9 protein-coding genes are annotated in these 13,921 nt (G+C 60.7%); 1 reads left to right on the plus strand and 8 read right to left on the minus strand.

Going from position 1 to position 13,921, the window contains the following annotated elements; all coding sequences use genetic code 11:
• Positions 1–50 precede the first annotated feature (50 nt).
• The 8 genes from rpsA to mtnA form a co-directional block, all read right to left on the minus strand.
• Positions 51–1,736 (minus strand): 30S ribosomal protein S1, encoded by a 1,686-nt coding sequence (rpsA, locus tag E4T63_RS19720; RefSeq protein ID WP_027612422.1) that lies wholly within the window; start codon positions 1,734–1,736, stop codon positions 51–53.
• 119 nt (positions 1,737–1,855) lie between these two features.
• The gene (gene cmk, locus E4T63_RS19725) at positions 1,856–2,545 is read right to left on the minus strand and encodes a (d)CMP kinase (RefSeq protein ID WP_015093983.1); all 690 of its coding nucleotides are present in this window, start codon (positions 2,543–2,545) and stop codon (positions 1,856–1,858) included.
• Positions 2,542–4,749 carry a bifunctional prephenate dehydrogenase/3-phosphoshikimate 1-carboxyvinyltransferase gene (locus E4T63_RS19730; RefSeq protein ID WP_245223469.1) on the minus strand — a complete coding sequence of 736 codons (2,208 nt, stop codon included), beginning with the start codon at positions 4,747–4,749 and terminating at the stop codon, positions 2,542–2,544. The genes cmk and E4T63_RS19730 overlap by 4 nt, the downstream gene beginning before the upstream one ends.
• Positions 4,750–4,777: 28 nt before the next feature.
• Positions 4,778–5,890 (minus strand): histidinol-phosphate transaminase, encoded by a 1,113-nt coding sequence (gene hisC / locus E4T63_RS19735; protein ID WP_095137263.1) that lies wholly within the window; start codon positions 5,888–5,890, stop codon positions 4,778–4,780.
• Between the two features lie 13 nt (positions 5,891–5,903).
• Positions 5,904–6,998, minus strand: a complete 1,095-nt coding sequence (gene pheA / locus E4T63_RS19740; RefSeq protein ID WP_003226907.1) for a prephenate dehydratase — start codon at positions 6,996–6,998, stop codon at positions 5,904–5,906.
• Complete coding sequence (gene serC, locus E4T63_RS19745; RefSeq protein ID WP_135296312.1) at positions 6,998–8,083, minus strand: 3-phosphoserine/phosphohydroxythreonine transaminase; 1,086 nt, start codon at positions 8,081–8,083, stop codon at positions 6,998–7,000. The genes pheA and serC overlap by 1 nt, the downstream gene beginning before the upstream one ends.
• 232 nt (positions 8,084–8,315) lie before the next feature.
• Positions 8,316–10,970: a DNA gyrase subunit A gene (gene gyrA / locus E4T63_RS19755; RefSeq protein WP_098964976.1), complete on the minus strand. Its 2,655-nt coding sequence runs from the start codon at positions 10,968–10,970 to the stop codon at positions 8,316–8,318.
• A gap of 426 nt (positions 10,971–11,396) precedes the next feature.
• Positions 11,397–12,473, minus strand: coding sequence for an S-methyl-5-thioribose-1-phosphate isomerase (mtnA, locus tag E4T63_RS19765; protein ID WP_096794920.1), 1,077 nt, complete (start codon positions 12,471–12,473; stop codon positions 11,397–11,399).
• A 108-nt stretch (positions 12,474–12,581) separates the two neighbouring features.
• Here mtnA and E4T63_RS19770 point away from each other — a divergent pair, with 108 nt between their 5' ends.
• Entirely contained in the window at positions 12,582–13,916 is a 1,335-nt protein-coding gene (locus E4T63_RS19770) for a TRZ/ATZ family hydrolase (RefSeq protein ID WP_007963617.1), read from the plus strand.
• Positions 13,917–13,921: the final 5 nt, after the last annotated feature.

Here is a 13,921-nt window from a genome sequence, read left to right on the forward strand (position 1 = left end):
GGCACAAAAAAGGGCGACCGAAGTCGCCCTTTTTCATGATCAAGCAGAACTTAGTTCTGTTTGGCCATTGCTTGACGCAGCAGTGCCGCCATAGTGGTGTCAGCTGCTTCACCTTCCGGAGCTGCTTTCAGGCTCTGGATGGCTTCTTTCTCTTCAGCATCGTCTTTCGACTTGATCGAGAGCTGGATTACGCGGCTCTTGCGGTCAACGCTGATGATCTTGGCTTCAACTTCCTGGCCTTCTTTCAGAACGTTGCGCGCGTCTTCAACGCGGTCACGGCTGATTTCAGAGGCTTTCAGGGTTGCTTCGATGTCGTCGGCCAGAACGATGATGGCGCCTTTGGCGTCAACTTCTTTCACGGTACCGGTCACGATAGCGCCCTTGTCGTTAACCGAGACGTACTCGGAGAACGGATCGCTTTCCAGTTGCTTGATGCCCAGGGAGATGCGCTCGCGCTCTGGGTCAACCGACAGGATGACGGTGTCCAGCTCGTCGCCCTTCTTGAAACGACGTACGGCTTCTTCGCCCACTTCGTTCCAGGAGATGTCGGACAGGTGAACCAGACCGTCGATGCCGCCGTCCAGACCAATGAAGATACCGAAATCGGTGATCGACTTGATGGTGCCGGAGATCTTGTCGCCCTTGTTGAACTGGCCAGAGAAGTCTTCCCATGGGTTCGACTTGCACTGCTTGATGCCCAGGGAGATACGACGACGCTCTTCGTCGATGTCCAGAACCATGACTTCCACTTCGTCGCCGACTTGTACGACTTTCGAAGGGTGGATGTTCTTGTTGGTCCAGTCCATTTCCGAAACGTGTACCAGACCTTCAACGCCTTCTTCCAGCTCAGCGAAGCAGCCGTAGTCGGTCAGGTTGGTTACACGAGCGGTAACGCGAGTGCCTTCTGGGTAACGGGCTTTGATAGCAACCCATGGATCTTCGCCCAGTTGCTTCAGGCCCAGGGAAACACGGTTGCGTTCGCGATCGTATTTCAGAACCTTGACGTCGATTTCGTCACCAACGTTGACGATTTCGGAAGGATGCTTGATACGCTTCCACGCCATGTCGGTGATGTGCAGCAGGCCGTCCACGCCACCCAGATCGACGAATGCGCCGTAATCGGTGAGGTTTTTGACGATACCTTTGACTTGCTGGCCTTCCTGCAGGGATTCCAGCAGAGCTTCACGCTCGGCGGAGTTCTCGGCTTCCAGGACGCTGCGACGGGAAACGACAACGTTGTTGCGCTTCTGGTCCAGCTTGATGACCTTGAATTCCAGCTCTTTGCCTTCCAGGTGCGTGGTGTCGCGCACTGGACGGACGTCAACCAGGGAACCTGGCAGGAACGCACGGATGCCGTTAACGTCGACAGTGAAGCCGCCTTTAACCTTACCGTTGATAACGCCCTTGACCACTTCCTCAGCTGCGAAGGCTGCTTCCAGAACGATCCAGCATTCAGCGCGCTTGGCTTTTTCACGGGACAGCTTGGTTTCACCGAAACCGTCTTCAACCGAATCCAGAGCAACGTGAACTTCGTCACCGACATTGATAGTCAGGTCACCAGCATCGTTGTAGAACTGTTCCAGCGGGATGAGTGCTTCAGACTTCAGGCCAGCGTGAACGGTTACCCAGCGAGCCTGGTAATCGATATCAACGATAACACCGGTGATGATGGAGCCTGCCTGAAGGTTCAGGGTCTTTAGGCTTTCTTCAAAGAGTTCCGCAAAGCTTTCGCTCATTTTAATTCCTGTAGATGAGGGCGAAGAATACGCCCATCTCCACACCCCAGACGGTGTGGGTTAGTTTCATTTAAAAGAAGCGCCGCAGGACTATGACTGGTCCCCTGCGGCCTTCTTGGTCACCCGGCGATATCGCGAATGGCGATCTCACTCATGATGCGTTCAAGCACCTGATCGATGGACAACTCCGTGGAATCCAGCTGTATCGCATCAGCCGCCGGCTTGAGCGGGGCTACTGCGCGCTGGGTATCACGCTCGTCGCGTGCACGGATCTCATCTAGCAGACTCGACAGACTAACACCCTCGACTTTGCCCTTCAACTGCAAATATCGGCGGCGCGCCCGTTCCTCGGCACTGGCAGTGAGGAAAATCTTCAGCGGCGCATCCGGAAAAACCACTGTGCCCATGTCGCGGCCATCCGCCACCAGGCCCGGCGCTTCCTGGAAAGCACGCTGGCGCTGCAGCAGCGCCTCGCGTACCGCCGGCAATGCGGCCACCTGAGAAGCGCCGGAGCCGACGCTTTCAGTACGGATGACGTCGCTGACTTCATCGCCTTCCAGAATGATGCGCTGCAGCTGACCGTCGGTCGCCGCGATGAACTGCACATCCAGATGAGCGGCCAGTTTCTTCAGCAGCTCTTCATTGGTCAGGTCGACACCATGGTTGTGCGCAGCGAACGCCAGCAGGCGATACAGCGCACCGGAGTCCAGCAGATTCCAGCCCAGACGCTTGGCCAGGATCCCGGCGACCGTGCCCTTGCCCGAACCGCTTGGCCCATCGATGGTGATGACCGGTGCAATGTTTTTCACGACTGAGCCTCTTGAGCCACGCGAATGCCGACCTGCGCGCACAGCGCGAGGAAGTTCGGGAACGACGTCGCGACGTTGGCGCAATCATGGATGCGGATCGGTGCAGTGGCGCGCAGCGAAGCGACGCTGAAAGCCATCGCGATACGGTGATCACCGTGACCATGCACTTCGCCGCCACCGATCTGGCCGCCATCAATGATGATGCCGTCGGGAGTCGGCTGGCATTTGACGCCCAGCGCCAGCAAGCCGTCCGCCATGACTTGAATGCGATCCGATTCCTTGACGCGCAGCTCTTCGGCACCGGTCAGCACGGTACGACCTTCGGCACACGCCGCCGCCACGAACAGCACCGGGAATTCGTCGATGGCCAGTGGCACCAACGCTTCCGGAATCTCGATACCCTTGAGTTTAGCAGCGCGCACACGCAGGTCAGCCACTGGCTCGCCGCCAACTTCACGCTGGTTTTCCAGGGTGATGTCTGCGCCCATCAGACGCAGGATGTCGATGACGCCGGTACGGGTCGGGTTGATGCCAACGTGCTCCAGCACCAGCTCGGAACCTTCGGCGATCGACGCGGCCACCAGGAAGAACGCCGACGACGAGATGTCGCCCGGCACTTCGATATGGGTCGCAGTCAGCTTGCCGCCGGACTCGACCGACGCCGTGGCGCCATCGACGCTTACCGGGTAGCCAAAACCGCGCAGCATGCGCTCGGTATGGTCACGGGTCGGCGCCGGCTCGGTCACGGTGGTCTTGCCTTCGGCGTACAGACCCGCCAGCAGCAGGCAGGACTTCACCTGAGCACTGGCCATCGGCATGGTGTAGGTCAGCCCCTTGAGTTTGTGCCCGCCACGAATGGTCATCGGCGGACGACCTTCGGCAGCGGTTTCGATCACAGCGCCCATTTCACGCAGCGGATTGGCCACACGATTCATCGGACGCTTGGACAGCGACGCATCGCCGGTCAGGGTGCTGTCGAAGTTCTGCGCCGCCAGCAGGCCGGACAACAGACGCATCGAGGTGCCGGAGTTGCCCAGATAGATCGGACCCGGCGCAGGCTTCAGACCGTGCAGGCCGACGCCGTGAATGGTCACACGACCGTGGTGCGGGCCTTCGATGACCACGCCCATGTCGCGAAATGCCTGCAAGGTCGCCAGGGCATCTTCGCCCTCGAGGAAACCTTCAACCTCGGTCACGCCTTCGGCCAGCGAGCCGAGCATGATCGAGCGGTGGGAAATCGATTTGTCACCTGGTACGCGAATCCGACCGGACAGGCGGCCACCAGGTTGAGCCAGGAAAATCAGATCGTTGGAATTCATAGCGTCCACATAGGCCCTGCGGGCCAGGATTTTACTGAAATGCTCGCGGGCAACCCGGGCGCGCGTGAAGACGCCCAACAATTGGTGCCCATCCCCTGCATCGACCGCGTCGCGCAAGGCGTCGAGGTCGCTGCGAAATGTATCGAGTGTGCGCAGGACAGCCTCGCGGTTGGCGAGGAAGATGTCGTGCCACATCACCGGGTCGCTTCCGGCGATTCTTGTGAAATCGCGGAAACCGCCCGCAGCGTAACGGAAGATCTCAAGGTTTTCATTGCGTTTGGCCAACGAGTCGACCAGACCGAAGGCCAGCAGGTGCGGCAGATGACTGGTCGCGGCCAAAACTTCGTCGTGACGCTCGACCTGCATGTGCTCGACGTCGGCACCCAGTTCGCGCCACAAGCGATCAACCACCGCCAGTGCGGCCGGGTCGGTCTGCTCGAGCGGCGTCAAAATCACCTTGTGCCGACGGAACAGCTCAGAGTTGGAAGCTTCCACCCCGCTCTGCTCGGAGCCGGCAATTGGATGGCCCGGCACGAAGCGCGCTGGCATACCGCCAAACGCCTCGGTCGCCGCGCGCACCACATTGCCCTTGGCGCTGCCGACATCGGTCAGAATCGCCTGCCCCAGATCAACGCTCGCCAGACGAGCCAGGACTTTCTCCATGGCCAGAATCGGCACCGCCAGCTGAATCACGTCGGCGCCCTGACACGCAGCGATCAGGTCTTCTTCACAACGGTCCACCACACCCAACTCGACCGCCAGCTTGCGCGATTGCGGGTCGAGATCGACCCCGACCACTTCGCGGCAGATACCGCTTTCACGCAAGCCTTTGGCAAACGAACCACCGATCAACCCCAGACCGACCACCACCAGGCGACCGATCATAGGTGCAGCAGATTGCAGAGCAGTGACATCACCCACGAGCCAGAACCTTACGCAGCGCTTCGAGGAAGCGGCTGTTTTCCGCCGGCAGACCGATAGTCACCCGCAGGTGGTTCGGCATGCCGTAATTGGCCACCGGACGCACAATCACGCCTTCACGCAGCAGCCCCTGGAAAATCGGCGCAGCGACCTGACCAAGATCGACGCAGATGAAGTTGCCTTTGGACTCGATCCAACTCAGACCCAACTCACGGAACCCCGCCTGCAGTTGCTGCATGCCGGATTCGTTGAGCTGACGGCTTTGCGCCAGATACTCTTCGTCTTTCAGCGCCGCACAGGCCGCGGCCAGGGCCAGGCTGTTGACGTTGAACGGCTGGCGCACGCGGTTCAGCACGTCCGCTACTACCGCAGTGGACAGGCCATAACCGACGCGCAGCGCCGCCAGACCGTAGGCCTTGGAGAACGTGCGCGATACCAGCAGATTCGGGTACGCCGCGAGGAAATCCAGACCGTCCGGCAGATCACTGCCTTCGGCGTATTCGATGTACGCCTCGTCCAGCACCACCAGGACGTGCTCCGGCACGTCCTGCAGAAACTCGTCCAGCGCTTCGGCGCCGAACCAGGTACCGGTCGGGTTGTTCGGATTGGCGATGAACACCACGCGGGTGTTGGCGTCGATGGCCGCAAGCATCGCAGGCAGGTCATGCCCCCAGTCTTTGGCCGGAACCACTTTGGCCTGCGCACCGACAGCCTGGGTGGCGATCGGGTAGACAGCGAACGCGTGCTCACTGAACACGGCGTTCAGGCCCGGCGCCAGATAGGCGCGCGCCACCAGCTCAAGAATATCGTTGGAGCCGTTGCCTAGGGTCACCTGGTTCAGCTCGACGCGGCACTGCTCGGCCAACAGCGATTTCAGCGCGAAGCCGTTGCCGTCCGGATAGCGGGTCAGCTCGGCCAGTTCTTCGCGGATCGCCGCCAAGGCTTTCGGACTGGCGCCCAGCGGATTTTCGTTGCTTGCCAGTTTGACGATTTTCGCCGGATCCAGATCCAGCTCGCGCGCCAGTTCGTCCACAGGCTTGCCCGGAACGTACGGCGAAAGTTGTTGCACGCCCGGCTGTGCCAGAGCGAGGAAGTTGCCACTCATTTGCTACCGCCCCTTAGAGAACTGCTTTCGGGTAGGAACCCAGCACTTTGAGTGCTACTGCTTCCTGACTGATCTTTTCCAGCACACCTTTGATCAGCGGATCACGGTGATGGCCGACAAAGTCGATGAAGAACACGTAGGTCCATTTGCCGCTGCGCGACGGACGGGTTTCGATCCGGGTCAGGTCGATCCCGTTGTCATGGAACGGCACCAGCAGCTCGTGAAGCGCGCCAGGCTTGTTGCTCATCGAGACGATGATCGAAGTCTTGTCGTCGCCGGTCGGCGGCACTTCCTGGTTACCGATCATCAGGAAGCGCGTCGAGTTGTCCGGACGGTCTTCGATCTTCTCGGCCAGACGCGTCAGGCCGTACAAACCTGCGGCCATGTCACCGGCAATCGCCGCCGAATTCCACTCACCTTTGACCCGCTTGGCCGCTTCGGCATTGCTCGACACCGCCACGCGCTCGACATTCGGGTAATGCGCGTCCAGCCACTTGCGGCACTGGGCCAGCGACTGCGCGTGGGAGTAGATGCGGCTGATGCTGTCGGTCTTGGTGTTTTCGCCGACCAACAGGTGGTGGTGGATGCGCAGCTCGACTTCACCGCAGATCACCATGTCGTGTTCGAGGAAGCTGTCGAGGGTGTGGTTGACCGCACCTTCGGTGGAGTTCTCCACCGGCACCACGCCGAAGTTCACCGCACCCGCAGCCACTTCACGGAACACTTCGTCGATCGCCGCCATCGGCTTGCTGATCACCGCGTGGCCGAAGTGCTTCATGGCCGCCGCCTGGGTGAAGGTGCCCTCAGGGCCGAGGTAAGCCACTTTTAGCGGCTGCTCGAGCGCCAGGCACGAGGACATGATTTCGCGGAACAACCGCGCCATCTCTTCGTTCCCCAGCGGCCCCTGATTGCGCTCCATCACCCGCTTGAGCACCTGAGCTTCACGCTCGGGACGATAGAACACCGGCACTTCGCCTTCGGCCAGCGAGGCCATCTTTACTCGCGCAACTTCCTGGGCGCAGCGGGCGCGTTCGCTGATCAGCTCGAGGACCTTGCTGTCCAGAGCGTCGATGCGAACGCGCAGTGCCTTGAGTTCTTGCTCGGACATCAGCCGTGTTCCTTCTCGAATTCAGCCATGTACGCCACCAGCGCGTTGACGGCGTTGATGTCGACGGCGTTGTAGATGGAGGCGCGCATGCCGCCCACGGAGCGGTGGCCCTTGAGGTTGAGCAGACCGCGCTCGTCGGCACCGGCGAGGAACGGCTTGTCCAGGCGATCGTCAGCCAGACGGAATGGCACGTTCATCCACGAGCGGTCCGACTTGTTGATCGGGTTGCTGTAGAGACCGCTGGCATCGATGAAGTCATACAGCGTGCGCTGCTTGACATCATTCAGTTTAGCGATCGCTTCAACGCCGCCCTGCTCTTTCAGCCACTGGAACACCAGACCTGACAAGTACCAGGCCAGGGTCGGCGGCGTGTTGTACATCGAACCGTTGTCGGCCGCGACCTTGTAGTCGAGCATGGTCGGGCACAGCGACCGAGCCCTGCCCAGCAGGTCTTCGCGAATGATGTTGACGACAATACCGCTCGGGCCGATGTTCTTCTGTGCGCCGGCGTAGATCATGCCGAAACGCGAGATGTCGACCGGACGCGAGAGGATGTCCGAAGACATGTCGGCGACCAACGGCACATCACCGGTTTCCGGGATCCACTGGAATTCCAGACCGCCGATGGTTTCGTTCGGCGCGTAGTGAACGTAAGCGGCGTCTTTCGACAGATTCCACTCATTCTGGCCCGGAATGGCGAAATAGTCGTAAGGCTTGGCGGTGGCGGCAACGTTGACGTGGCCGTAGCGCGAGGCTTCTTCGATGGCTTTCTGCGACCAGATACCGGTGTCGATATAGTCGGCGCTGCCGCCTTCAGGCAGCAGGTTCAGCGGAATCTGCGCAAACTGCTGGCTGGCGCCGCCTTGCAGAAACAGCACTTTATAGTTCGACGGGATATTCAGCAGGTCACGCAGGTCCTGCTCGGCCTGAGTAGCAATGGACACGAACTCATCACTGCGATGGCTCATTTCCATGACCGACAGACCCTTGCCATGCCAATCAAGGAGTTCACCCTGGGCACGTTGCAGGACAGCTTCAGGAAGCGCCGCAGGACCGGCACAGAAGTTATAGGCTCGCTTGCTCACATCCAATCTCGCTCTGATTTGGTGGTATCACGCATTACATCATCAGCCGACACAAATCGAATGTGGGAGCGGGCTTGCTCGCGAAAGCGGTTGGACTGGCGACATCGTCATTGAATGTCAGTCCCTCTTCGCGAGCAAGCCCGCTCCCACACTGGATCTTCATGGGTGTCGAAATTTCATACCGGACAAATAACAAGGGGGCGAATTTTCATCCGCCCCCTCGCTTGTCCGCTTATTCCTGCGGCTCTTCGTCAGCTGCGGCGTCGAGTTGCTGGTCCTCGGCAACGTCGTCGATCACGACATCCCCCTCGAACCCGGCACCCTCTTCACCTTCAAGCTCTTCGCCTTCGACTTCCGACGGCTCCTGAACCCGCTCCAGACCGACCAGGGTTTCGTCCTTGGCCAGTTTGATCAAGGTCACGCCCTGGGTGTTACGGCCCAGGCTCGACACTTCGTCGACACGGGTGCGCACCAGAGTGCCCTGATCGGAGATCAGCATGATTTCTTCGCCGTCGAGCACCTGCACCGCACCGACCAGACGGCCGTTACGCTCGTTGCTAACCATGGCGATCACGCCCTGGCCGCCACGTTTGTACTCAGGGAACTCGGTGATCGCGGTACGCTTGCCATAACCACGCTCGGAAGCGGTGAGAATCTGGCTGCCTTCTTCCGGGATCAGCATCGAAATCAGCTTCTGCCCTTCCGGCAGACGCATGCCGCGTACACCACGGGCGGTACGGCCCATGGCACGCACGTCGGACTCTTTGAAGCGCGTTACCTTGCCGCCATCGGAGAACAGCATCACTTCGCGCTCGCCATCGGTGATGGCCGCAGAGATCAGCACGTCGCCTTCGTCCAGCTCCAGCGCGATCAGACCGACGCTGCGCTGACGGCTGAAGGATTCCAGCGGGGTCTTCTTCACGGTGCCGTTGGCGGTCGCCATGAAGATGTAGTGACCTTCGGTGTATTCCTCGACCGGCAGCATGGTGGTGATGTATTCACCGTCATCCAGCGGCAGCAGGTTGACCAGCGGGCGACCACGGGCGGCGCGGGACGCTTCCGGAATTTCGTAAGTCTTCAGCCAGTACACCTTGCCCTTGCTGGAGAACAGCAGGAGGGTGGTGTGACTGTTGGCCACCAGCAGGTGAGCGATGTAGTCCTCATCCTTGACGCCGGTCGCCGATTTGCCTTTGCCGCCACGACGCTGAGCCTGGTACGCAGCCAGCGGCTGAGTCTTGGCGTAGCCACCGTGGGAGATGGTCACGACGCGCTCTTCTTCCGGGATCATGTCGCCCAGGGTCAGGTCGAGACGCGCATCGAGAATCTCGGTGCGACGCACGTCGCCGTATTCGGCGCGGATCACTTCCAGCTCTTCGCGGATCACTTCCATCAGGCGCACGGCGCTGTTGAGGATGCGGATCAGCTCGCCGATCTGGTTGAGAATCTCTTGATACTCGGCCAGCAGCTTCTCGTGTTCCAGACCGGTCAGACGGTGCAGACGCAGTTCCAGAATGGCTTGCGCCTGCTCTGGCGACAGGAAGTACTTGCCTTCACGCAGACCGTATTGCGGATCGAGGTTCTCCGGACGGCACGAATCGGCGCCGGCACGTTCCACCATCGCCACCACCGCCGAGGATTCCCAAGGGGTGCTGACCAGCGCTTCCTTGGCTTCCGACGGGGTCGGCGAGGCCTTGATCAGGGCGATCACCGGGTCGATGTTCGACAGGGCAACGGCCTGACCTTCAAGGATGTGACCACGCTCGCGGGCCTTGCGCAGTTCGAATACGGTACGACGGGTGACCACTTCGCGACGGTGACGGACGAAGGCTTCCAGCAGATCCTTGAGGTTCAGGATGCGCGGACGGCCGTCGATCAGCGCGACGATGTTGATGCCGAATACCGATTGCAGCTGGGTCTGGGCGTAGAGGTTATTGAGGATCACCTCAGGCACTTCGCCGCGACGCAGTTCGATCACGACGCGCATACCGTCCTTGTCGGACTCGTCGCGCAGCTCGGTGATGCCTTCGAGTTTCTTCTCTTTGACCAGCTCGGCGATCTTCTCGATCAGACGCGCCTTGTTCAGCTGGTAAGGGAGTTCGGTGATGACGATCTGCTGACGACCACCGACCTTGTCGATGTCTTCGATGATCGAACGGGCACGCATGTAAATGCGGCCGCGACCGGTACGGTAGGCTTCGATGATGCCGGCACGACCGTTGATGATCGCGGCCGTCGGGAAGTCCGGACCGGGGATGTATTGCATCAGCTCATCGACGGTCAGCTCTGGGTTGTCGATGAGGGCCAGGCAACCGTCGATGACTTCACCGAGGTTGTGCGGCGGAATATTGGTCGCCATGCCCACGGCGATACCGCTGGAACCGTTGACCAGCAGGTTCGGGATGCGCGTCGGCATCACCGCCGGGATCATTTCGGTGCCGTCGTAGTTCGGCACCCAGTCCACGGTTTCTTTATGCAGGTCGGCCAGCAGCTCGTGCGCCAGCTTGGTCATGCGCACTTCGGTGTATCGCATGGCCGCGGCGTTGTCGCCGTCGACCGAACCGAAGTTGCCCTGACCGTCAACCAGCAGGTAGCGCAGGGAGAAAGGCTGAGCCATGCGGACGATGGTGTCGTACACCGCGGTATCACCGTGCGGGTGATACTTACCGATCACGTCACCGACAACACGGGCAGATTTCTTGTACGGCTTGTTGAAGTCGTTGCCCAGCTCGCTCATCGCGAACAGTACGCGACGGTGCACGGGCTTGAGGCCATCGCGCGCATCCGGCAGTGCACGGCCGACGATTACGCTCATCGCGTAGTCGAGGTAGGACTGTTTCAGCTCGTCTTCGATATTGACCGGGAGGATTTCTTTGGCCAGTTCGCCCATGAGAAGCCTGATTCCTTTTTCTGGTGAAACTTCGTCATATCCATATGGGATGTACGAAGCTCGTCGGGGCAGGCTGAGTGCCATGCGCCGACTTACGACAAATCAACAATTCGGACCGTGGATTTGCGCAGTAAAGACAGCTCCGTGAAGCTGCCTCGGAAAACGCCGGATGTTATCACAAGAGCCGCCACGCACCTATCCCCCAGATGCGCATGGAGCATAGTTAGTTGACCGATGACAGGCGTAAAGGGGACGAGAGAGGCTCAGAGCTTCTTTGAATGCAGATTTGGGGCTTGGTTTGGAGATGTTTATTGACTTTGACGGCCCCATCGCGAGCAGGCTCACTCCTACAGGGTTTGCGTTCGACACCAATCAATGTAGGAGCCAGCCTGCTGGCGATGGCGTCCTTTCAGACGCCACAGCCCATCAATGCAGGCGCTTGCGGCACATCAGCTGAGCCATTTTCGCCGTATCCGGCCGCTCGACGATGCCCTTTTCAGTGACGATCGCATCGATCAGATCCGCCGGCGTCACGTCAAACACCGGGTTGAACGCCTCGACGTCCGCCCCCACGCGCTTGCCACCGACCTCCAGCAGCTCGGCGCCGTCACGCTCCTCGATCGGGATGTCGTCGCCACTGGCCAGATGCATGTCGATGGTCGAACTCGGCGCCACCACCATGAAACGCACGCCGTGGTGCATGGCGTTGACCGCCAGTTGATAGGTGCCGATCTTGTTCGCCACGTCGCCATTGGCAGTGATGCGGTCAGCCCCGACGATCACCCAAGTCACGCCCTTGGTTTTCATGATGTGCGCAGCAGCCGAATCGGCATTGAGCGTCACCGGGATGCCTTCGTTCGCCAGCTCCCACGCGGTCAGGCGCGAACCCTGCAGCCATGGCCGGGTTTCATCGGCATACACCCGCTCGACCATGCCTTCCAGATACGCCGCACGAATCACCCCCAGCGCGGTACCGAAACCGCCGGTCGCAAGGGCGCCGGTATTGCAGTGGGTCAGGATCGCCTGGGCATTGCCCTGATGCTTGCGGATCAGATCGACGCCGAGCTGGGCCATGGTCAGGTTGGCTTCGCGGTCGCTTTCATGAATGGCAATGGCTTCGGCTTCCAGCGCCACCAGCGGATCGGCATTGTCCTTCAGACGATCGAGCCGATCGTGCATGCGATTCAACGCCCAGAACAGGTTGACCGCCGTCGGGCGGGAATCCGCCAGCAGGGCGAAATCCTCTTCCAGCGCCGCGTACCAGTCGCCGCCTTCAGCCACGCGAGCGCGGGCCGCCAGCACAATGCCATAGGCCGCGCTGATGCCGATGGCCGGTGCGCCACGCACCACCATCGAACGAATCGCCTCAGCCACACCGGCAGCGCTGGTGTAGGCAATCCAGGTTTCCTCGAACGGCAAAATACGCTGATCCAGCAGGTGGAGCGCGCCATCTCGCCAATCGATGGCCTTTACTTTCTCCGCAGCCAACAGTCGATCGCGCATCCCTCACCCCGCACTCATGAACAAAAGCCGCCGATTATAGCGATCCCCCCGCGAAGACGCTCGGGTATACTTCGCCATCCTTTACAAAAGCACTGGAACCGACCCTCGATGCCGAAACCTGCCATTGCGCTCGACTTATTATTGCTGCCGACCTGGCTGGTACCCGTCGAACCCGCAGGCGTTGTGCTCAAGGAGCATGGCCTGGGCATTCGCGACGGTCGCATCGTGTTTATCGGCCCGCGCGCCGAAGCATTGAAGTGTAACGCCACTGAAGTCCGCGAATTGCCGGACGTGCTGCTCGCCCCAGGCCTGATCAACGCTCACGGGCATGCGGCGATGACCCTGTTCCGCGGTCTGGCCGACGATCTGCCGCTGATGACCTGGCTGGAAAACCACATCTGGCCGGCCGAGGCCAAATGGGTCGATGAAGAGTTCGTCCGTGATGGCACTGACTTGGCGATTGCCGAGCAGATCAAGGGCGGCATCAGCTGTTTCTCGGATATGTATTTCTTCCCGAAAGTCGCCAGTGAGCGCGTGCACAACAGCGGCATTCGCGCGCAGATCGCGATTCCGATCCTCGATTTCCCGATCCCCGGCGCCAGCAGCGCCGATGAGGCCATTCGTCAGGGCGTCGAGCTGTTCGGCGACCTGAAGCATCACGAACGGATCAAGATCACTTTCGGCCCTCATGCACCCTACACCGTGGGCGACGAGAACCTGGAAAAAATCCGCGTGATCGCCGAAGAGCTGGACGCGTCGATCCACATGCACGTCCACGAGACCGCCTTCGAAGTCCAGCAATCGCTGGAGCATCGCGGCGAGCGGCCACTGGCCCGCCTCGGTCGTCTCGGCCTGCTGGGCCCGCGCTTCCAGGCGGTGCACATGACCCAGATCAGCGATGACGATCTGGCATTGCTGGTAGAAAGCAACACCAGCGTGATCCATTGCCCGGAATCGAATCTGAAGCTGGCCAGCGGGTTCTGCCCGGTGGAGCGCCTGTGGCAGGCTGGCGTGAACGTCGCCGTCGGCACCGATGGCGCGGCGAGCAACAACGACCTCGACCTGCTCGGCGAAACCCGCACCGCCGCGCTGCTGGCCAAAGCCGTCGCCGGCTCGGCCACCGCGCTGGACGCCCATCGTGCGCTGCGCATGGCCACGCTCAACGGCGCACGGGCCTTGGGCATCGAGGCGCAGGTCGGTTCGCTGGAGATCGGCAAGGCTGCGGACATCGTCGCTTTCGACCTGTCCGGCCTGGCTCAGCAACCGGTCTATGACCCGGTGTCGCAGCTTATTTATGCCACCGGCCGCGACTGCGTGAAACACCTGTGGGTCGCCGGCAAACAGTTACTCGACGACCGGCGCCTGACCCGTCTGGACGAACAACAGCTGGGCGCCACCGCCCGGGCCTGGGGCCAGCGCATCAGCGGCCACACCGAATCGTAAACACC

The sequence above is a fragment of the Pseudomonas fluorescens genome (genome assembly GCF_004683905.1).
In the GTDB taxonomy this organism is placed as follows: Bacteria; Pseudomonadota; Gammaproteobacteria; order Pseudomonadales; family Pseudomonadaceae; genus Aquipseudomonas; species Aquipseudomonas putida_A.